At 61.1% G+C, this 19261-nt stretch carries 16 protein-coding genes and 5 tRNA genes; 5 read left to right on the forward strand and 16 right to left on the reverse strand.

Going from position 1 to position 19261, the window contains the following annotated elements; translation table 11 throughout:
- Positions 1-86: 86 nt before the first annotated feature.
- The 3 genes from ACIPZG_RS22435 to ACIPZG_RS22445 all read left to right on the forward strand — a co-directional run bounded on the left by ACIPZG_RS22435 (position 87) and on the right by ACIPZG_RS22445 (position 2924).
- The gene (locus ACIPZG_RS22435; protein WP_400717004.1) at positions 87-884 is read left to right on the forward strand and encodes a TatD family hydrolase; all 798 of its coding nucleotides are present in this window, start codon (positions 87-89) and stop codon (positions 882-884) included.
- 891 nt (positions 885-1775) lie between these two features.
- Complete coding sequence (locus ACIPZG_RS22440) at positions 1776-2480, forward strand: methyl-accepting chemotaxis protein (protein ID WP_400717201.1); 705 nt, start codon at positions 1776-1778, stop codon at positions 2478-2480.
- A 75-nt stretch (positions 2481-2555) separates the two neighbouring features.
- Entirely contained in the window at positions 2556-2924 is a 369-nt protein-coding gene (locus ACIPZG_RS22445) for an Mpo1-like protein (protein WP_400642975.1), read from the forward strand.
- A gap of 41 nt (positions 2925-2965) precedes the next feature.
- On the opposite strand, the gene ACIPZG_RS22450 is transcribed toward ACIPZG_RS22445, so the two are convergent.
- The 3 genes from ACIPZG_RS22450 to ACIPZG_RS22460 all read right to left on the reverse strand — a co-directional run bounded on the left by ACIPZG_RS22450 (position 2966) and on the right by ACIPZG_RS22460 (position 4913).
- On the reverse strand, positions 2966-3763 hold the full coding sequence (locus ACIPZG_RS22450; RefSeq protein WP_400717006.1) for an acyl-CoA thioesterase: 798 nt from the start codon (positions 3761-3763) through the stop codon (positions 2966-2968).
- A gap of 77 nt (positions 3764-3840) precedes the next feature.
- The gene (locus tag ACIPZG_RS22455; protein WP_400717008.1) at positions 3841-4620 is read right to left on the reverse strand and encodes a CHAD domain-containing protein; all 780 of its coding nucleotides are present in this window, start codon (positions 4618-4620) and stop codon (positions 3841-3843) included.
- Between the two features lie 14 nt (positions 4621-4634).
- Positions 4635-4913, reverse strand: coding sequence for a hypothetical protein (locus ACIPZG_RS22460; RefSeq protein ID WP_016394418.1), 279 nt, complete (start codon positions 4911-4913; stop codon positions 4635-4637).
- 156 nt (positions 4914-5069) lie between these two features.
- Here ACIPZG_RS22460 and ACIPZG_RS22465 point away from each other — a divergent pair, with 156 nt between their 5' ends.
- Positions 5070-6110 (forward strand): patatin-like phospholipase family protein, encoded by a 1041-nt coding sequence (locus ACIPZG_RS22465; RefSeq protein ID WP_043273707.1) that lies wholly within the window; start codon positions 5070-5072, stop codon positions 6108-6110.
- A 172-nt stretch (positions 6111-6282) separates the two neighbouring features.
- On the opposite strand, the gene ACIPZG_RS22470 is transcribed toward ACIPZG_RS22465, so the two are convergent.
- The 12 genes from ACIPZG_RS22470 to ACIPZG_RS22525 all read right to left on the reverse strand — a co-directional run bounded on the left by ACIPZG_RS22470 (position 6283) and on the right by ACIPZG_RS22525 (position 16193).
- A complete protein-coding gene (locus ACIPZG_RS22470) occupies positions 6283-8154 on the reverse strand; it encodes a SurA N-terminal domain-containing protein (RefSeq protein WP_400717010.1) in 1872 nt (623 codons plus the stop codon).
- Between the two features lie 183 nt (positions 8155-8337).
- A complete protein-coding gene (hupB, locus tag ACIPZG_RS22475; RefSeq protein ID WP_008097930.1) occupies positions 8338-8610 on the reverse strand; it encodes a nucleoid-associated protein HU-beta in 273 nt (90 codons plus the stop codon).
- 152 nt (positions 8611-8762) lie between these two features.
- Positions 8763-11159 (reverse strand): endopeptidase La, encoded by a 2397-nt coding sequence (lon, locus tag ACIPZG_RS22480; protein ID WP_400717012.1) that lies wholly within the window; start codon positions 11157-11159, stop codon positions 8763-8765.
- 163 nt (positions 11160-11322) lie between these two features.
- Positions 11323-12606: an ATP-dependent Clp protease ATP-binding subunit ClpX gene (clpX, locus tag ACIPZG_RS22485; protein ID WP_008097935.1), complete on the reverse strand. Its 1284-nt coding sequence runs from the start codon at positions 12604-12606 to the stop codon at positions 11323-11325.
- Positions 12607-12714: 108 nt separating this feature from the next.
- Complete coding sequence (gene clpP / locus ACIPZG_RS22490; RefSeq protein ID WP_008097937.1) at positions 12715-13356, reverse strand: ATP-dependent Clp endopeptidase proteolytic subunit ClpP; 642 nt, start codon at positions 13354-13356, stop codon at positions 12715-12717.
- 91 nt (positions 13357-13447) lie between these two features.
- Complete coding sequence (gene tig / locus ACIPZG_RS22495) at positions 13448-14761, reverse strand: trigger factor (RefSeq protein WP_400642980.1); 1314 nt, start codon at positions 14759-14761, stop codon at positions 13448-13450.
- A 246-nt stretch (positions 14762-15007) separates the two neighbouring features.
- A complete protein-coding gene (locus ACIPZG_RS22500; protein WP_400717014.1) occupies positions 15008-15307 on the reverse strand; it encodes a DUF6388 family protein in 300 nt (99 codons plus the stop codon).
- A gap of 289 nt (positions 15308-15596) precedes the next feature.
- Positions 15597-15681: transfer RNA gene (locus ACIPZG_RS22505), tRNA-Leu, on the reverse strand.
- Positions 15682-15738: 57 nt separating this feature from the next.
- Positions 15739-15814: transfer RNA gene (locus ACIPZG_RS22510), tRNA-His, on the reverse strand.
- 45 nt (positions 15815-15859) lie between these two features.
- Positions 15860-15944 (reverse strand) — tRNA-Leu (locus tag ACIPZG_RS22515).
- Between the two features lie 54 nt (positions 15945-15998).
- A tRNA-His gene (locus tag ACIPZG_RS22520) sits at positions 15999-16074 on the reverse strand.
- 42 nt (positions 16075-16116) lie between these two features.
- Positions 16117-16193 (reverse strand) — tRNA-Arg (locus tag ACIPZG_RS22525).
- Between the two features lie 255 nt (positions 16194-16448).
- On the opposite strand from ACIPZG_RS22525, the gene folD reads away from it, so the two are divergent.
- On the forward strand, positions 16449-17303 hold the full coding sequence (folD, locus tag ACIPZG_RS22530) for a bifunctional methylenetetrahydrofolate dehydrogenase/methenyltetrahydrofolate cyclohydrolase FolD (protein WP_400717016.1): 855 nt from the start codon (positions 16449-16451) through the stop codon (positions 17301-17303).
- A 200-nt stretch (positions 17304-17503) separates the two neighbouring features.
- Here the strand turns inward: folD and ACIPZG_RS22535 are convergent, their stop codons facing one another.
- A complete protein-coding gene (locus ACIPZG_RS22535) occupies positions 17504-19243 on the reverse strand; it encodes a carbohydrate ABC transporter substrate-binding protein (RefSeq protein WP_400717018.1) in 1740 nt (579 codons plus the stop codon).
- Positions 19244-19261: the final 18 nt, after the last annotated feature.

Consider the following 19261-nt stretch of genomic DNA (forward strand, 5'->3'; position numbering starts at 1 on the left):
CCGCCACAACAGGCTGAAGTTCTTCGTTTTTTTCCGAATATCACGCTTTTTGCTATGCTGGCCGGCCCGCGGCACGAGGTAGCACCATGCAACTGATCGATATCGGCGTCAACCTGACCAACAGCAGTTTCCACGACCAGCAGGCGGCCATCGTCGAGCGCGCCATCGAGGCCGGCGTGGTGCAGATGGTCCTCACCGGCACCAGCCTGGCAGTCAGCGAACAGGCCCTGGAGCTGTGCCACCAGCTCGATGCCGACGGCCAGCACCTGTTCGCCACGGCGGGTGTGCACCCTCACGATGCCAAAACCTGGGATGCCGAGAGCGAGCGACAACTACGCCAATTGCTCGGCGAACCGCGTGTACGTGCCGTGGGCGAATGCGGGCTGGACTTCAACCGTGACTTCTCCCCTCGCCCACTGCAGGAAAAAGCCTTGCAGGCCCAACTGGCGCTAGCTGCCGAGCTGCGCCTGCCAGTATTCCTGCACGAGCGCGATGCCAGCGAGCGCCTGCTGGCCATCCTCAAGGATTACCGTGACCACTTGCCGGCGGCGGTGGTGCACTGTTTTACTGGTGAGCGTGAGGCACTGTTCGCCTACCTGGACATGGACCTGCACATCGGGATTACCGGTTGGATCTGCGATGAGCGTCGGGGCACGCACCTGCACCCGTTGGTGGGCAACATTCCCCAAGGGCGCCTGATGCTGGAGAGCGACGCGCCGTACCTGCTGCCACGCAGCCTGCGGCCGAAACCTAAAAACGGGCGCAACGAGCCGGCGTTCTTGCCCGAGGTGCTGCGCGAGGTGGCGCTGCACCGGGGCGAACGCGTCGACGCCACGGCGGCACATACCACTGCGACTGCCCGGTCGTTCTTCCAGCTTTCCTGAGCCAGACGACGAGCGCGAAGCATCCGTTGATACACATCAAGGCTTCCCCGGTGTGAGCGGGCACAATGATGGCACCTTGCCAATACTGTTTCCGCTCAACTCAGAGAAGACCTACCCATGGGTGCCTGGCTTAGCAATATTTCCCTGAAGTACAAATTCTGGGCCGTCAACGCGGTGGCCTTTGTCACGACCCTGATACTGGTGCTGTATGCCGTGCACCTGGAGCAGCGAGCCCGAACCGACGCGGCGCAGGCACAGGCGCAGGCCCAGGCCGAGCTGCTGTCGGCATGGCCCATCGGACAGCCCCTGCCCCACCAGGCCAACCTGATTACCTGGCAGCCCGGCCAGGCTCCAAGCTTTGCCGGCGAAACCCTGGACGCCCTGCGCAATGCCCAAGGCTGGGTGGCCCTGCCCGCGGCCTGGATTCTGGGCGACAACCCACTGCGCGGCGCGCAGGTGCTACGCCATGGCGAGCAACAAGTGGCCGTACTGGCCAAGGCGCCGAGCCTGCGCCAGGTGTTCCTCGAGCGCTTCGCCAATTATGCCGTGTGTGTGCTGATCCTGATGCTGGCCATGCTCTGCGCCTCGCAGTTGCTGATCCGCTTCCTGCTGAGCCAGCTCAACACGCTCAAGGACGTGATGCTGCACGTGGAAAAGACCGGTGACCTGTCAGCCCGGGTGCCGTTGGCCAGCGGCGACGAAGTCGGCCAGATGGCCGGTGCCTTCAATGCCATGCAGACCACCTACCACCGCGTGGTCGGCACCGTGGCCCGCACTGCCGCGCAACTCGACGCCGGCGCCGCCCGCCTGGCCGCGAGCATGAACGACGTGCGCCACGGCATGCTCGGCCAGCAGAGCGAAACCGACCAGGCCGCCACGGCGATCAACGAGATGTCAGCCACCGTGCACCATATCGCCCAGCACGCCGGCGCTACCCGTGACCTGTCGCAGACCGCCGACAACCTGGCCGGCAGCGGCAAGGACGTGGTCGGGCGGGTGCAGGACTCGATTGCCGGGCTGTCCAACGGCGTGCAACAGACCGCCGAAATGATCCGCCAACTGGCCGATGACAGCCAGAAGATCAATGGCGTGGTCGGGGTGATCCACAGCATCGCCGAGCAGACCAACCTGTTGGCGCTCAACGCTGCCATCGAAGCTGCCCGCGCAGGCGACCTGGGCCGTGGTTTCGCCGTGGTGGCAGACGAAGTGCGCAACCTGGCCAGACGCGTGCAAACCTCCACCGACGAAATCACCCATATGGTCACCGACCTGCAGGCCGGCACCCGCGATGCGGTGGAGTTCATGCAGGAAAGCTCGTACAAGGCCGATGACTGCGTCCGCCAAGCCCAGGAAGCGGGCGCCGCGTTGGCCGAGATCACCGGTGCGGTCGCGCAGATGCGCGAGAGCAACACGCAAATCGCCGTGGCCGCCGAGCAGCAGAGCCAGGTGGCCGAGGAGATGAACCGCGCCGTGGTCAGCATTCGCGACGTCACCGAGCAGACCGTGCAGCAGACGGTCGGTTCGGCCACCACCAGCAACGAGCTGGCGGCATTGGCTGGCGAGCTGAACAAGGCGATTGGCCAACTGAAGCTATAGTCACCATAGCCAGCCTTGATTGGCTGCCATCGAGCGGCAGCACTAAGCTTTGGGCATGACCCCGAGGAAATGCCCATGAACAAGCGACTGCCCAATTTGCCCGCCTGGCAATGGCGCGGCTATCACCATAACCACCGCCACCCGACCAACCTGGTGCTGCACCTGATTGCCGTACCGCTGTTCATTCTCGGCGTGCTGCTGGTGCTGTCCGGACTGTTCGCCCTGGACCTTGGGCAGATCGCCGTGGGCATCATTGCCCTGCTCGCGGGCCTGGGCCTGCAGCGCCAGGGGCATCGGCTGGAAGCAGAACAGCCAGAACCGTTCGCCGACCGCAAGGACGCCATGCAGCGGCTGCTGACCGAACAGTTCATCACTTTCCCTCGCTTTGTGCTTAGCGGCGCCTGGTGGAAGGCCTGGCGCGAACGGCACAAGCATCGGCATTGAAACCAATCGCCTACAAGCCGGCGATTGGGCCAGCTCGATCGTCAGGCAAACACAGTCACGGTCTGCCGACTCAACGCTAACAGCTCGCCGTCTGCTGTCCACAGCGCAGCCGCTGCATGTCCGTAGCCATCCCGGGCATGCTCGGTCTCGACACAGTAACGGCACCAGTCCAAGGTCGACAACGACGCAACCGGCTGGATGAACTCGATGGTCCAGGTCAGCGTGCTGCCCGCGGCAGGCTGCTTGAGAAACGGCATCAGGCTCGGTGGCCAGGCATCCACCAAGGCCAGCAGGTGGGCCTCGTTGACCTGCTCCTCGGCCACATCTCGCAGCCGCACCCATCCCCCCATCTGCCGTGACTGATTGCCACTGAATGGCAACCCGCCGACCGCCCAGCGCAAAGCAACATGACGCATGAACTCGGGGGTGACGCCCTGGATATAGGGAAGCTCGGGAGCCGCCTGATCAAGCGGTTTCATCTCCATGGCCGGCAACGTCGGCACCTCGACCACCGATGGCCGTCCCGCGCCAAAATTACCCTGCACCAACGTCACCACCTGCCCTTCCTGCACAGCGCGGCCAAGTAGCGTGCTGACCGCCTTGCCCTCGCGCAGTACCTCGACCTCGAAACGGATTGGCACGTCCGGTGTCGCGGGCGCAACGAAACTGATGGCCAGGGAGCGCACAGGACGGTTATCGGAGAGTTTCTGGCGCATGGTCTGGTAGACCATGGCCGCCATCAGGCCACCGAAGGCGGCACGCCCCTGGGCCCAGTTAGCCGGAATGCAGACCCCTTCGGGGTGTTCCTGCACCGCGTCGAGCAGTTGATTGAAGTTCATGGGCCGGCTCCTGCATACGGCAATAGGTGTCTGTCCATACTATCCAGCCAGGCGCGCTCGATCAGCCCGCATATCGGTCATTTGCCGGGCTTGCGCCGCTCCAGCGCAGCCTGCAACGCTGCCAGCGTGGCGTCTGACTTGCCTTCTGCCCCATGCAGCTCTTGCTCCCAATCGGCCTTGCACGGCGCCAGATCGGCGTGTTCACGCGCCTGCAGCAGCCATTGCAGACGGTCATGCCAGTTGCCCAGGTCACCCTGGGCTTTTTTCAGCAGGTCCTGCAGTTTCGGGCCCGCATGCTCGAGTTGCGGATAAGCCTGGTCGCCATAGCGCACGCGCTTGATCAACAAACGCAAGCGATGGCGATCATGGGCGGGGTCTTGCAAGGCTTTGAGCAGCGTGCGCCATTGCTTGACCAGGCGTTTGTCGACGCGCTTGCCCAACGACTTGGCCAGGCCTTCGCGCCCCGCGGCACGCAAGAACAGCGGAAACGCATCGAGGATTGCCAGCACCCTGTCCAACTGGGGGCTAGCAGCCACACTGGCAAAGGTCGTGGCGCGCCCTTGCAGGCGATGCTGAGCGGCGTCTACAAGACCTCGATTGCTCAATTCAGCCGCCAACACCTCACGATCGCGCAAAGGCGTCGTCAGGGTACCAAGGGCCTTTGCCGCATCCTCCAACTGCTCGACCCCAGGCAACTGGCGCAGCGGCCGCAACAAGCTGCGCAGACGCCGCACACCGATGCGAAGGTCATGCAGCGCCTCGCTGTCGGTATCGGCAGCCAGGCGCTCGCGGCACGCCAGCAGGCGCACCTGCAAGGCGAGGATCTGGGCAACTACATGGTCGAGCATGGCAGACATACGACGCTCCTCGGTCAGCGCCCGGCGCGCGACTCACGAATGTAGAAACGCGCCTTCTCGGCTTTATGGGTGCAACCTTCGAAGCCTTCGAACTGCTGCTGGGTCTTGGCCCCGGTCAGCAGCGACAATGCCTTGGAGTAGCTGACCGTACCGGCAAAACCTTCAGCCTTGGCCAGGTCGAGTTCCTTCCAGGCGGCATCCAGCTGCGTCGCGCAGCTATCACGGTAGGCCGTCTTGCCCGCGCAGCCAGCCAGGGCCAGGGCAATCAGAGGAAGGGAAATCCAGGCTTTCATCAGGGGTACCTCAATGGTTGAAATAGGAGTGGCTGTTCGACGCTCGGGCACCCGAAAAGTGCCGCTTCGGGCCCGTTTTGCCTAGAGTCTACATTGAAGCACAGGCAACGCTCGGTGCATTGTAGGACCATGGTTGCACAGCGCGGGGGGCAGATCATGAGCAAACGTGTAGCACTGGTGTTGGGATCGGGGGGCGCCCGGGGCTATGCCCACATCGGCGTGATCGAGGAAATCGAGCGGCGCGGCTATGACATCGCCTGTATCGCCGGTTGCTCCATGGGCGCGGTCATTGGCGGTATCTACGCAGCAGGCAAGCTTGAGGAGTACCGTAACTGGATCGAAAGCCTGGACTACCTGGATGTGCTGCGCCTGGTCGACGTCAGTTTCCGCCTCGGCGCGATTCGGGGTGACAAGGTGTTTGGCCAGATTCGCAAGATCGTCGGCGAGATCAACATCGAGCAATTGCGCATTCCCTACACAGCCGTGGCCACTGACCTGACCCACCAACAGGAAATCTGGTTCCAGGAAGGCTGCCTGCATCAGGCCATGCGCGCTTCGGCGGCGATTCCGAGCCTGTTCACCCCGGTGATGCAGGGTAACCGCATGCTGGTCGACGGCGGCATTCTCAACCCGTTGCCAATCGTGCCGGTGGTGTCCAGCCATTGCGACCTGATCATTGCGGTCAACCTCAACTCCACCAACCAGAAACAGTACCAGTTGCCAGTGATCGAACGGCCGGCGGCGTTCAAGATGCGCTTCGATGCCCTGCTCAGCTCGCTGGGTTCGCGCCTGCCGTTCCGGCGCAAGCCCGCCGAGGAGCTGATCCGCATCGAGCAGGAGATCGTCGCCGAAGGGTTGGCGCCACCCAACCCCTGGCTGGCCGACGCGGCTGATCCTGCAAACCAGCAACCGGCGGCGGCCCCGGAAAGCGAGGGGGCACCGAAGTCTGCCACCGGGTCGTTCATCATCGACAACGTCGGGCCGGCTTCGCTGCTGGACCTGATCAACCAGAGTTTCGAGGTGATGCAGACGTCGCTGGCACAGTACAAGATCGCGGGGTATCCGCCGGATGTGCTGATCAACGTGCCCAAGCGGGTATGCCGGTTTTTCGAGTTCTACAAGGCGCCGGAGCTGATTGCCCTGGGGCGCGAGATTGCGCGGGATACGCTGGATAACTACGAGGGGGAGAAGCGCTAGCCTTTGTTCGCCTGTGCTGGCCCTTTCGCAGGACAAGCCCGCTCCCGCAGATACAACCCAAGCATCGAGATCAACGGGCTCCCACAGGAATCGCGAGAGCTTTGCGGCTTGCACAAACCTGAGAAACGAAACAGGCCGCATTACGCGGCCTGTTTCGTTACCCGACAACCACTCAGTAGCGCGTGATGTCTGCGCTGCCTTCCAGCTGCTTGCGGTACGCCGCGAAGTCCTGCTGGCCAGCACGCGAAGCGAGGTAGCGGCGGATCTGCTGCTTCTCCTCATCGCTGGCGGACGCGCCTTCGTTGACGCCCTTGAGCTGCAGCACGACCAGGCTGCCATCGGCCAGGACCACACTGCCATACTCCGGCTTGTCCTTGGCTTGTGGCTTGGCAAGGCGGAACAGCGCCTGCAGCTCGGCGGGGTCGATGCCCTCCTGGCCGCGGGTGACCGCTTCGTAGGCCTTCCAGTTCTGACCATCCTGGCTCGCAGTGAGGGGGATCGAACCGTCACGCAGGCCGGCGATCAGCTTGTCCGCCTTGGCCTTGAGTTCGGCGGTCGCCTTCTCCTTGGCAAGGTGATCGCGGATGCTCTTGGCTACAGCTTCCAGCGGCATCTGCTCAGGCTTGCGGTGCTCCTTGACGCGCAGCACCACGGTGGTTTCCGGGTCCAGCTCGATGGCGGTGCTGTTGGCAGCCTCTTCCAGCACTTCCTCGGAGAATGCAGCCTGGATCACGCCACGGTTGGCCGTGATGCCCTCACCCCCCTCACGCCCGAAAGGCGCCGAGGTATGTACCTTGAGGTTCAGGTCCTGGGCCGGCTGGGCCAGGTCTGCAGCCTCGTAGGCGGCATCCTGCAGTTGCTTGGCGGCATCGACATAACGCTGCTCGACCAGCGGCATTTTCAAGTCGTGGGTCAGCTTGTCCTTCAGGCTGGCGAAGCTCGGCACTTCAGGCGCCTGCTTACCTAACAGCTTGATCAGGTGATAGCCGAAATCGGTGCGCACCGGCGCCGATACCTGCCCGTCGTCGAGCTTGTACAGGGCGCTTTCAAATGCCGGGTCGTACACGCCTGGGCCTGCAAAACCAAGGTCACCACCGTTGTTGGCGGAACCTGGGTCCTGGGAGAACTCCTTGGCCAACGTGGCAAAGTCTTCACCTTTGGCCAGGCGTTGCTCGACCTCTGCGATGCGGGCCTTGGCCTGGTCATCGGAGACCTTGTCGTTGACCTCGATGAGGATGTGCGCCGCATGGCGCTGCTCGCCGAGGTTGGCGATTTCCTTCTCGTACTGGGCCTTGAGCGCTTCGTCAGTGACCTTGACCTGGTCGAAGAAGGCCGACTTCTTCAGCTCGACGTAGTCGATGACCACTTGGTCAGGGGTCATGAACTCCTTGGCGTGCTGGTCATAGTGCGCCTTAATCTCGTCATCGCTCACCTGAACCGCAGCCGGGTTGGCCTTGAGGGTCAGAGAGGCGAAATCGCGGGTCTGGTTTTCCAGGCGGGCGAACGCATCGACTTGCTGGTCGGTGACGAAACTGCTGCCAGCGATACCAGTGCGCAGCTGGCCGATCAGCATTTCTTCGGCAAGCATGTCGCGGAATTGCATACGGCCATAGCCCATCTGGCGGATGACCTGGTCGAAGCGGTCGGCGTCGAACTTGCCATCGACCTGGAACTCAGGGGTCTGCAGGATCACTTGATCCAGCGCGGCCTCCGAGAAGGCGAACTTGGCGTCTTCAGCACCCTGCAACAGCAGCTTGCGGTCGATCAGCCCTTTGAGCGCGGCATCGCGCAGCAGCTTTTCGTCCAGCATTGCCGGGTCGAAATCCTTGCCCAGCTGTTGCATCAGCTGGCGGCGCTGCATGTCGGCCGCTTGGCTCAGCTCGTTCTGGCTGATGGTTTGCCCGTTCACCTTGGCGGCGTCCTGGCTATGGGTGGCGGCCTGGAAAATGGCTTCGAAGCCGGTCAACGCCATCAGCACGACGATGAGGCCGATGATGGTCTTGGCAATCCAACCTTGTGAATTGTCCCTGATATTTTGCAGCATGCGTCCCCCAGAAACGGCTGTACCACTGCGTCGACAACCGCGGAGCGTGGGTAGAATCCTGATAAAAGAAAGGCGCATCCGAGGATGCGCCTTTTCTTAGCAAACGTGTCAGGCGGGAACGTTTGCGGCCCGCCTTCAGCGTGCTCGAACCCGGCAAGGCCAGGTCCGGCTGAAAGAGACGACTTAGTTGACGGCGTCTTTCAGGCCTTTGCCAGCCTTGAAGCCTGGAACCTTGGCGGCAGCAATCTTGATCGCATTGCCGGTTTGCGGGTTACGGCCGGTGCGCTCTGCGCGCTCCTTCACCGAGAAGGTACCGAAGCCAACCAGGACGACATCGTCGCCTGCTTTCAGGGCACCGGTCACGGAGTCGATCACAGCATCCAGAGCCTTGCCGGCGGCAGCCTTGGAAATGTCAGCCGATGCAGCGATAGCGTCAATCAGTTCCGACTTGTTCACTCTAAGTCCCCTTATTTCTCTATTGAGTTTGTTTCTAAGTATGTAATGAAAAGCTTATGAAACGTGCGCTGGGTGGCTTGTTGACAATAGCGTGCCGCTTTATAGCAAGGCCCCGAAAAAACTGTCAAGGAAAGCCCCCCAAGCAAAAACTGCTAATGCGTGCTGATTCTTTCCTTAGCATCGCCGTCGCGCTTTTCTTCTTTCGCGACAATCTCAGGAGCCACATCTGGCAAGGGCTCCGGGGCGTATTGCAGCGCAATTTGCAGGACTTCGTCAATCCATTTGACCGGTTTGATCTGAAGATCCTGTTTGATATTTTCCGGAATTTCCTTCAAATCGCGAACATTCTCCTCCGGAATGATCACCGTCTTGATTCCACCACGGTGCGCTGCCAGCAGTTTTTCCTTCAGCCCGCCAATCGCCAGAACCTGCCCACGCAGGGTGATTTCGCCGGTCATGGCGACATCTGCGCGCACTGGAATCTGCGTCAGCGCCGAGACCAGCGCGGTGCACATGCCGATACCGGCACTCGGGCCATCTTTGGGCGTAGCACCTTCGGGCATGTGGATGTGCACGTCGTGCTTCTCGTGGAAGTCGGCGGCAATGCCCAGGCTGCGGGCGCGGCTACGGACCACGGTCTGTGCAGCAGTGATGGATTCGACCATGACATCGCCGAGCGATCCGGTCTTGATCAGCTGGCCCTTGCCGGGGATAACCACCGACTCGATGGTCAGCAGCTCACCGCCCACCTGGGTCCAGGCCAAGCCGGTCACCTGGCCGATCTGGTCCTGCTGTTCAGCCAGGCCGTAACGGAACTTGCGAATGCCCAGCAGGTGCTCGAGCTGCTCGCTGGTGACCTTGACCTTCACCTGCTTCTGCCCGGCGTGCTCCTTGACCACCTTGCGGCAGACCTTGGCGATTTGCCGCTCAAGGCCACGCACACCCGCCTCACGGGTGTAATAACGGATGATGTCGCGAATCGCCGAGACGTCGATCTCCAGCTCTTCCTTCTTCAGCCCGTTGGCCTTGACCTGCTTGGGCGTCAGGTACTTGACCGCGATGTTGATCTTCTCGTCTTCGGTGTAACCCGGCAGGCGGATGACTTCCATCCGATCGAGCAGCGCCGGCGGAATGTTCATCGAGTTCGAGGTGCACAGGAACATCACGTCCGAGAGGTCGTAATCGACTTCCAGGTAGTGGTCATTGAAATTGTGGTTCTGTTCGGGGTCGAGTACCTCCAGCAGCGCCGACGCGGGATCACCACGCATGTCGCTGCCCATCTTGTCGATCTCGTCGAGCAGGAACAGCGGGTTGCGCACACCCACCTTGGTCATCTTCTGGATCAGACGGCCCGGCATGGAACCGATGTAGGTACGCCGGTGGCCACGGATCTCGGCCTCGTCACGCACGCCACCGAGGGCCATGCGAACGAACTTGCGGTTGGTCGCCGAAGCGATCGACTCGGCCAGCGAGGTCTTGCCGACGCCGGGCGGGCCGACCAGGCACAGCACCGGACCGCGGATTTTCTTGACGCGCTTCTGCACCGCGAGGTATTCGAGAATGCGTTCCTTGACCTCTTCCAGGCCATAGTGGTCGGCATCGAGGATTTCCTCGGCCTTCGCCAGGTCCAAACGCACCTTGCTCTGCGCCTTCCACGGTACCTGCACGAGCCAGTCGAGGTAGGAGCGCACCACGGTGGCCTCGGCCGACATCGGCGACATCTGCTTGAGCTTGTTCAGCTCGGCTTGAGCCTTGGCCAAGGCATCCTTGGGCAGGCCAGCAGCTTCGATGCGCTTTTTCAGCTCTTCGACTTCGTTGTGGCCTTCGTCACCGTCGCCGAGCTCTTTCTGAATGGCCTTCATCTGCTCATTCAGGTAGTACTCGCGCTGGCTGCGCTCCATCTGCTTCTTGACCCGGCCACGGATGCGCTTTTCAACCTGCAGCAGGTCGATTTCGGCGTCCAGCAGGGCCAGTACGTGCTCGACGCGGGTCGACAGATCGACGATCTCGAGGATCTCTTGCTTCTGCTCGATCTTCAGCGCCATGTGCGCGGCCATGGTGTCGACCAGACGCCCTGGTTCTTCGATGCTGTTCAGCGAAGACAGCACTTCGGCCGGGACTTTTTTGCCCAACTGCACGTACTGCTCGAATTGCGACAGCAGGGTGCGCACGAACACTTCCGATTCGCGCTCGGCGGCATCGGTTTCGTCGATCAGGGAGACTTCGGCACGGATGTGCCCTTCTACTTCGCTGAACCGCTCGACGGCACCGCGTTGCTCACCCTCGACCAGCACCTTGACGGTGCCATCGGGCAGCTTGAGCAGTTGCAAGACGGTTGCGACGGTACCGACCCGGTACAGGGCATCTTCGCCTGGATCGTCGTCGGCTGGATTCTTCTGGGCCAGCAGGAGGATCTGCTTTTCGCCCGTCATCGCCGCCTCGAGGGCTTCGATTGACTTTTCACGCCCCACAAACAGCGGGATGACCATGTGCGGATAAACAACGACATCGCGCAATGGCAAGAGAGGCAAGTCGAGGGTGGTCTTCATGATTTCGCCTCTACAGCGGCCTTATGGCCGGAAACCGGTGGAAATGATGCTTGGACCTAATGTGGGGGCACGCCTGGGAAATTACAAGCGCTTGTATAGGAAAAGCAGAAAGGGGCCCGTAGGCCCCCTCCTGCTTGTAACCAGTACCCAACGTTCGCCTGAATCAGGCGTCGGGTGCGGCCTTGGCTTGCGGCTCGCTGTTCTCGTAGATCAGCAGCGGCTTCGACGTGCCTTCGATGACGCTCTCGTCGATCACCACCTTGCTGACTTCCTTCTGCGAAGGAATCTCGTACATGGTATCAAGCAGCACGCCTTCGAGGATCGAACGCAGGCCACGGGCGCCAGTCTTGCGCTCCAGGGCCCTGCGTGCAACGGCCTTGAGGGCATCACTGCGGAACTCGAGGTCCACGCTTTCCATCTCGAACAGCTTGGCATACTGCTTGGTCAAGGCGTTCTTCGGCTCGGTGAGGATTTGCATCAGCGCCGCCTCATCCAGCTCGTCGAGGGTCGCCAGGACCGGCAGACGGCCGACGAACTCGGGGATCAGGCCAAACTTGACCAGATCGTCCGGCTCGACTTCGCGCAGCGATTCACCGACCTTCTTACCCTCTTCCTTGCTGCGCACTTCGGCGCCAAAACCGATGCCACCCTTGGTGGAGCGGTTCTGGATGACCTTTTCCAGGCCCGAGAAGGCGCCACCGCAGATGAACAGGATATTGCGGGTATCGACCTGCAGGAATTCCTGTTGCGGGTGCTTGCGACCGCCCTGCGGCGGTACGGAGGCCACGGTGCCTTCGATCAGCTTCAGCAACGCCTGCTGCACGCCTTCGCCCGAGACATCACGGGTAATGGACGGGTTGTCCGACTTGCGCGAGATCTTGTCGATCTCGTCGATGTAGACAATGCCCATCTGGGCCTTTTCCACGTCGTAGTCGCACTTTTGCAGCAGTTTCTGAATGATGTTCTCGACGTCCTCACCGACATAACCGGCTTCGGTCAGGGTGGTGGCATCGGCAATGGTGAACGGTACATTCAACAGGCGTGCAAGGGTTTCGGCGAGCAGGGTCTTGCCCGAGCCCGTAGGCCCGATGAGCAGAATGTTGCTCTTGCCGAGTTCGACTTCGTCACCCTTCTTGTCACGCTGATTCAGGCGCTTGTAGTGGTTGTACACCGCTACGGACAGCACCTTCTTGGCGCGCTCCTGACCAATCACGTATTGGTCCAGGATGCCGCTGATTTCTTTCGGCGAAGGCAATTTGTGCGCGCTGCTCTCGGCCTGGGCTTCCTGCACCTCCTCACGGATGATGTCGTTGCACAGGTCGACGCACTCGTCGCAGATAAATACCGAGGGCCCGGCAATCAGTTTGCGCACTTCGTGCTGGCTTTTGCCGCAGAAGGAGCAATAAAGCAATTTGCCGCTGTCCTCGCCGTTACGGGTGTCAGTCATTCGATCGATCCAATCCGGTAGGCTTGCAACACAAGATGAAGGCAATTGCGGGCTTTTTCAAGTCCGCAGGTAGGCGCTTTCGGCGCCTACCTGCTCTGGCACCTAGGTTCAGGATACCAGTTGCCGCTTGTCGTAGACCGAGTCGATCAGGCCGTACTCGGCCGCGCGCGAGGCGCTCATGAAGTTGTCACGCTCAGTGTCGCGTTTGATGGTCTCAAGCTCCTGGCCGGTGTGGTAGGCCAGCAGTTCGTTCAGGCGCGCCTTGATATTGAGAATTTCCTGGGCGTGGATCTCGATATCGGTGGCCTGGCCCTGGAAGCCGCCCAGTGGCTGGTGAATCATCACGCGCGAGTTCGGCAGGCAGTGGCGCTTGCCCTTGGCACCTGCGGCCAAGAGGAAGGCGCCCATGCTGCAGGCCTGGCCGATGCAGATGGTCGAGACGTCTGGCTTGATGAACTGCATGGTGTCGTAGATCGACATGCCAGCAGTGACCGAGCCGCCTGGGGAGTTGATGTACAGATGGATGTCCTTGTCCGGGTTTTCCGCTTCAAGGAACAGCAGCTGCGCCACCACCAGATTGGCCATGTAGTCCTCTACCGGGCCAACCAGGAAGATCACACGCTCCTTCAACAGGCGCGAGTAGATGTCGTAGGCACGTTCGCCACGGGCGGACTGCTCGATAACCATCGGGACCAGGCCGCCTGCGGCCTGGATGTCAGAGCTCTGCTGAATATAAGAATTGCGGGACATGTCCTGCGCTCACTCCCAAATAGTCATGGCTTGAATACGCACAAGCCAGCGCGAAGGCTGGCTTGTGGGGGTTTCCTACGAGAGAAACGTATTACTCAGCTTCGGCAGGCGCCTGTGCTGGCTTTACGGCATCTTCGTACGAGACCGATTTGTCGGTCACAGTCGCTTTCTGCAGAACAGTATCTACAACTTGTTCTTCCAGCACAACCGAACGGACTTCGTTCAGCTGCTGGTCGTTCTTGTAGTACCAGGAGATGACCTGCTCAGGCTCTTGGTAAGCCGAAGCCATTTCCTCGATCATCTCGCGAACCTTGGCGTCATCCGGCTTCAGCTCGAACTGCTTGACCACTTCAGCGACGATCAGGCCCAGCACCACACGGCGCTTGGCTTGCTCTTCGAACAGCTCGGCCGGCAGTTGCTCAGGCTTGATGTTGCCGCCGAACTGCTGAACAGCCTGCACGCGCAGACGGTTGACTTCGTTCTCCAGCAGGGCCTTAGGCACTTCGATCGGGTTTGCGGCCAGCAGACCGTCCATGACCTGGTTCTTGACCTTGGTCTTGATCGCCTGGCGCAGCTCACGCTCCATGTTCTTGCGAACTTCGGCGCGGAAGCCTTCCAGGGTCGATTCCTTGATGCCGAACTGGGCGAAGAATTCTTCGTTCAGTTCTGGCAGCTGAGGGGCCGACACGCTGTTGACGGTGATGGTGAACTCGGCGGCCTTGCCGGCCAGGTCCAGGTTCTGATAGTCCTCAGGGAAGGTCACGTTGACAACGCGCTCTTCGCCCGCCTTGGCGCCTACCAGGCCGTCTTCGAAGCCTGGGATCATGCGGCCGGAGCCCAGTACCAGCTGGGTGCCCTTGGCCGAACCACCGGCGAAGGCTTCGCCGTCGATCTTGCCGACGAAGTCGATGTTGACCTGGTCGTCTTTCTCGGCGGCTCGCTCAACGGCCTCGAAGCGGACGTTCTGCTTGCGCAGCACTTCCAGCATGTTGTCCAGGTCGGCATCGGCCACTTCGGCGCTCAGGCGCTCGACCTTGATCGACTCCAGGCCAGCAACGGTGAACTCAGGGAATACTTCGAAGATGGCGACGAATTCCAGGTCCTTGCCCTTTTCGAAGGACTTCGGCTCGACGGCCGGAGCGCCAGCCGGGTTCAGCTTCTGCTCGACGATGGCTTCGTAGAAGGAAGCCTGAACCAGGTCGCCGAAGGCTTCCTGACGGGCATCGGCTTCGAAACGCTGGCGGATCACGCTCATCGGCACTTTGCCTGGGCGGAAGCCCGCGACTTTGGCGCGCTTGGCAGTCTGCTGCAGACGCTTGTTGACTTCGTTCTCGACGCGCTCGGCCGGAACGGCGATGGTCATGCGGCGCTCGAGAGCGGAAGTGTTTTCAACAGAAACTTGCATGGATATTCCTCGTTGCACAGACGTTAGCCGGCGATAACCCGACTCCAGAATCAAGGGCAAGCATTCTAGTGAGTCACGCAGCAGAAGTCACCCCACTCGGGACGACGGGAATCTACGCCGGTCGATTAGCTTCAAAGGCCCGCACGGCGTGCCGCCGGGCCTCTTTATATAAGTAAGCTGCACAGCGCTTCAGGCGACGCGCAGCCGAAATACCTTGTCAAACAACTGCAGCCTGCGAAAACGCCGTTATTGCGGGTCGATTTCGTTGAACTGACAGTACTCTTCCCACTCCATGCCCAGCGCCTCGGCCACCTCGCGATGGGTTTCCAGGCGCATGGCCTGAAGCTGCTCGGGGCTGTCGGCGATCAGTTGCAACGCCAGCTCCCAGGGCTGGATGCCCTGCTCATCGGCTGCATCCTCGAATGCCCACTCGATCTGCTGGGCCTGCTCGCGCGCATCGAGCTCGCGGATTTCTTCGAGCAGTTGCGGGTTCGCTTCGGCGAACCGCTGCAGCGCCAGGGCCTGGCGGGCTTCTTTAGCAATCATGGGGTAATTCCTCTACCGGCCTACGGGCCGGTGTTTCAACCGGCTGAAATCTATCAGCTTTTATTGGGGTGCCACCAGAGGATTACAAGGGGGATTGTGCGGTGACAGCGATGCGCTCGTCTTGAGGATTGCGCAGATGCGCAAATCGAGCGCCGCGCGGGCGGCGCTCGGTTTGCGCAACACCACACATCCGAGGCAAACACCCAGCAGCACCCCGAAAATCAAAAAAGCCGCAATAAGCGGCTTTTTCAGGCATCTCGCCCCAATCAGGTGAGAACGAAAGCAAATATGGTGCGGACGAAGAGACTCGAACTCTTACAGCTTGCGCCGCTGGAACCTAAATCCAGTGTGTCTACCAATTCCACCACGTCCGCGCGAGGCAGAAAAAACAAAGGCGCCTGATTATACAATCAAGGCGCCTTCGAAGAATATGGGGTGGACGATGGGAATCGAACCCACGACAACTGGAATCACAATCCAGCGCTCTACCAACTGAGCTACGCCCACCATATTGCGGTCTTGCGATGCTGCGGTACTGCCTTTACAGAAACATGGTGCGGACGAAGAGACTCGAACTCTTACAGCTTGCGCCGCTGGAACCTAAATCCAGTGTGTCTACCAATTTCACCACGTCCGCGTAGCGCTTAAAACAAAGGCGCCAGATCTACAATCAAGGCGCCTTCGAAGAATATGGGGTGGACGATGGGAATCGAACCCACGACAACTGGAATCACAATCCAGCGCTCTACCAACTGAGCTACGCCCACCATATCGCTAAACAGCCTTACTTGCTTGCCCATGCGGCCTAATGGCGCACCCGGCAGGACTCGAACCTGCGACCATCCGCTTAGAAGGCGGATGCTCTATCCAGCTGAGCTACGGGCGCATAAGCTTAAAGCCTAACCGAACGAGCGACAAACCACTCATTCTGCCCGACTTAGCCAACCAGTGCTAGGCTGTGCCCGACAAGTGCGGCGAATCTTATAGGCGAGCCGGTAGAGCGTCAACACCTTTTTCAAAAAAATTTAAATTATTTAAGGGGTTAGGGGATTTGCCCGACCACCCGCCTTTGCCCTCGGGCCGTGTCGTGCGAGAATGCGCCCTCTTTATTGTTCCTTTCTCGATGGTTAATCACGCGTCTATGACTGCACACCTAATCGATGGCAAGGCGATCGCCGCCAACCTGCGCAAAGAGATCGCTCAACGTGTCGAGGAGCGTCGCCAGCAAGGCCTGCGCACGCCAGGCCTGGCGGTGATCCTGGTCGGCACCGACCCCGCCTCCCAAGTCTATGTCTCGCACAAGCGCAAGGACTGCGAAGAGGTCGGCTTCATTTCGCAAGCTTTCGACCTGCCCAGCGATACCACGCAGCAAGCCCTGACCGAGCTGATCGACCGCCTCAACGACGACCCGGCCGTCGATGGCATCCTGCTGCAGCTGCCGCTGCCGGCGCACCTGGATGCCTCGCTGCTGCTCGAACGTATCCGCCCGGACAAGGATGTCGATGGCTTCCACCCTTACAACATCGGCCGCCTGGCCCAGCGTATCCCGCTGCTGCGTCCGTGCACGCCAAAAGGCATCATGACCCTGCTGGAAAGCACCGGTCAGGACCTGTACGGCATGAACGCGGTGATCGTCGGCGCGTCCAACATCGTTGGCCGACCGATGGCCATGGAACTGCTGCTGGCCGGTTGCACCGTAACCGTCTGCCACCGCTTCACCAAGGACCTGCCCGGCCACGTCGGCCGCGCCGACCTGGTGGTGGTAGCCGCCGGCAAGCCGGGCCTGGTCAAGGGTGAGTGGATCAAGGAAGGCGCCATCGTCATCGACGTCGGCATCAACCGCCAGGACGATGGCAAGCTGGTCGGCGACGTGGTCTACGAGACCGCCCTGCCCCGTGCTGGCTGGATCACGCCGGTGCCGGGTGGCGTCGGGCCGATGACCCGCGCTTGCCTGCTGGAGAACACGCTGTATGCCGCCGAAGAGCTGCATCAGTAAGATCGCGTGATGTGAAAACGGCACCTCTGGCAGGTGCCGTTTTTTTTGCCTGTGATTTGTTGGTTGGCTGTACTGGCCGCTTCGCGGGACAAGCCCGCTCCCACAGGTTTTGCGCATCATTTAAGCGTTGTGTAGAGCCTGTGGGAGAGCCTGTGGGAGCGGGCTTGTCCCGCGAAGCGGCCAACGCCATCTCTAGCCAATCACTTGCGCGCCGCCTCCCACGACTTGAGCAATTCCTCGTAGCTGACCGTCTCGCCCTTGGGCTTCTCGTTGGCCAGCTTAGGCTTCGGCGCCCCCGGCTGGTCATACCAGTACTGGGCATCTTTCTCTGGGTTGAGCTTCGGCGCACAGGTAGCCTGCGCATTGGAGCGCTGCAGCCGCTCCATCATCTTGTCCTGGTCGCGCGCCAGGCCATCCAGCGCTTCCTGCGGGGTCTTCTCGCCACTGGCCACTTCGGCGATATGGCTCCACCACAACTGCGCCAGGCGTGGATAGTCCGGCACGTTGGTACCGGTCGGCGTCCATTGCACCCGCGCCGGGCTGCGGTAGAACTCCACCAACCCACCCAACTTGGGCGCCAGGTCGGTCATGGCCTGGGAGTTGATGTCCGACTCGCGAATCGGCGTCAGGCCGACGATGGTCTTCTTCAGCGACACCGTCTTGGACGTGACGAACTGGGCGTACAGCCACGCGGCCAGACGCTGCTTTTCCGGCGTCGACTTGAAGAAGGTCCAGGAGCCGGCATCCTGATACCCCAGCTTCATCCCCTCCTCCCAGTACGGCCCCTTGGGCGATGGCGCCATCCGCCACTTCGGCGTGCCGTCGGCATTGACCACCGGCAGCCCCGGCTTGGTCATGTCGGCGGTGAACGCGGTGTACCAGAAGATCTGCTGGGCAATGTTGCCCTGGGCCGGCACCGGGCCGGCCTCGGAGAAGGTCATGCCCTGGGCTTCCTTGGGCGCGTAGGCACGCATCCAGTCGACGTACTTCTGCGTCGCATAGACCGCCGCCGGGCCATTGGTATCGCCGCCGCGGGTCACACTGGAGCCGACCGGGTGGCAATCCTCCACGCGAATCCCCCACTCATCGACCGGCAAGCCATTGGGCAGGCCCTTGTCGCCGCCGCCAGCCATGGAGAACCAGGCATCGGTGAAGCGCCAGCCCAGCGAGGGGTCTTTCTTGCCGTAGTCCATGTGGCCGTACACCCGCTTGCCGTCGATTTCCTTGACGTCCTCGGTGAAGAACTTGGCGATGTCCTCGTAGGCCGACCAGTTCACCGGCACGCCCAGCTCGTAGCCGTATTTTTCCTTGAACTTGGCCTTGAGCTCCGGCCGCTCGAACCAGTCGGCGCGGAACCAGTAAAGGTTGGCGAACTGCTGGTCGGGCAGTTGATAGACCTTGCCGTCTGGGGCGGTAGTAAAGGACAGGCCGATAAAATCCTTGATGTCCAAGGTTGGCGAGGTGTAATCCTTGCCTTCGTTGGCCATCAGGTCGGTGATCGACTCCACCTTGCCATAGCGAAAGTGCGTACCGATCAGGTCAGAGTCGTTGACCCAGCCGTCATAGATGTTCTTGTCCGACTGCATCTGCGTCTGCAGTTTCTCCACCACATCGCCTTCTTGCAGCAGGTCGTGAGTCAGCTGGATGCCGGTGATCTCGCTGAAGGCCTTGGCCAGCACCTTGGACTCGTACTCATGGGTGGTGATGGTTTCCGACACCACGTTGATCTTCATCCCACGAAACGGCTCGGCCGCCTTGATAAACCACTTGAGCTCGGCCAACTGCTGTTCAGGTGTCAGGGTGGACGGTTTGAACTCGCTGCCGATCCACTTTTTCGCCGCGTCCTCGTACTGGTCGGCCCACGCCGTGCCCTGCACGCTGGCCAGTACCAGCCACGCGGCCAGGGTCAAATGTCGCCGTTTGTGATTGTTCTGGAACATTGTGATCTCCCGATTGAG

Origin of the sequence: Pseudomonas sp. NPDC089395, assembly GCF_044749525.1 — a bacterium.
Taxonomy (GTDB): domain Bacteria; phylum Pseudomonadota; class Gammaproteobacteria; order Pseudomonadales; family Pseudomonadaceae; genus Aquipseudomonas.

What these genes read in the sequence shown, in the direction of transcription:
- clpP (WP_008097937.1), bottom strand. Translation starts at nt 13,356, where the DNA reads ATGTCCCGCAATTCTTATATTCAGCAGAGCTCTGACATCCAGGCCGCA.
- ACIPZG_RS22445 (WP_400642975.1), top strand. Translation starts at nt 2,556, where the DNA reads ATGAACAAGCGACTGCCCAATTTGCCCGCCTGGCAATGGCGCGGCTAT.
- ACIPZG_RS22440 (WP_400717201.1), top strand. Translation starts at nt 1,776, where the DNA reads ATGTCAGCCACCGTGCACCATATCGCCCAGCACGCCGGCGCTACCCGT.
- clpX (WP_008097935.1), bottom strand. Translation starts at nt 12,606, where the DNA reads ATGACTGACACCCGTAACGGCGAGGACAGCGGCAAATTGCTTTATTGC.
- tig (WP_400642980.1), bottom strand. Translation starts at nt 14,761, where the DNA reads ATGCAAGTTTCTGTTGAAAACACTTCCGCTCTCGAGCGCCGCATGACC.
- lon (WP_400717012.1), bottom strand. Translation starts at nt 11,159, where the DNA reads ATGAAGACCACCCTCGACTTGCCTCTCTTGCCATTGCGCGATGTCGTT.
- ACIPZG_RS22500 (WP_400717014.1), bottom strand. Translation starts at nt 15,307, where the DNA reads ATGATTGCTAAAGAAGCCCGCCAGGCCCTGGCGCTGCAGCGGTTCGCC.
- ACIPZG_RS22450 (WP_400717006.1), bottom strand. Translation starts at nt 3,763, where the DNA reads ATGAACTTCAATCAACTGCTCGACGCGGTGCAGGAACACCCCGAAGGG.
- ACIPZG_RS22455 (WP_400717008.1), bottom strand. Translation starts at nt 4,620, where the DNA reads ATGTCTGCCATGCTCGACCATGTAGTTGCCCAGATCCTCGCCTTGCAG.
- ACIPZG_RS22470 (WP_400717010.1), bottom strand. Translation starts at nt 8,154, where the DNA reads ATGCTGCAAAATATCAGGGACAATTCACAAGGTTGGATTGCCAAGACC.
- ACIPZG_RS22535 (WP_400717018.1), bottom strand. Translation starts at nt 19,243, where the DNA reads ATGTTCCAGAACAATCACAAACGGCGACATTTGACCCTGGCCGCGTGG.
- ACIPZG_RS22465 (WP_043273707.1), top strand. Translation starts at nt 5,070, where the DNA reads ATGAGCAAACGTGTAGCACTGGTGTTGGGATCGGGGGGCGCCCGGGGC.
- folD (WP_400717016.1), top strand. Translation starts at nt 16,449, where the DNA reads ATGACTGCACACCTAATCGATGGCAAGGCGATCGCCGCCAACCTGCGC.
- ACIPZG_RS22435 (WP_400717004.1), top strand. Translation starts at nt 87, where the DNA reads ATGCAACTGATCGATATCGGCGTCAACCTGACCAACAGCAGTTTCCAC.
- ACIPZG_RS22460 (WP_016394418.1), bottom strand. Translation starts at nt 4,913, where the DNA reads ATGAAAGCCTGGATTTCCCTTCCTCTGATTGCCCTGGCCCTGGCTGGC.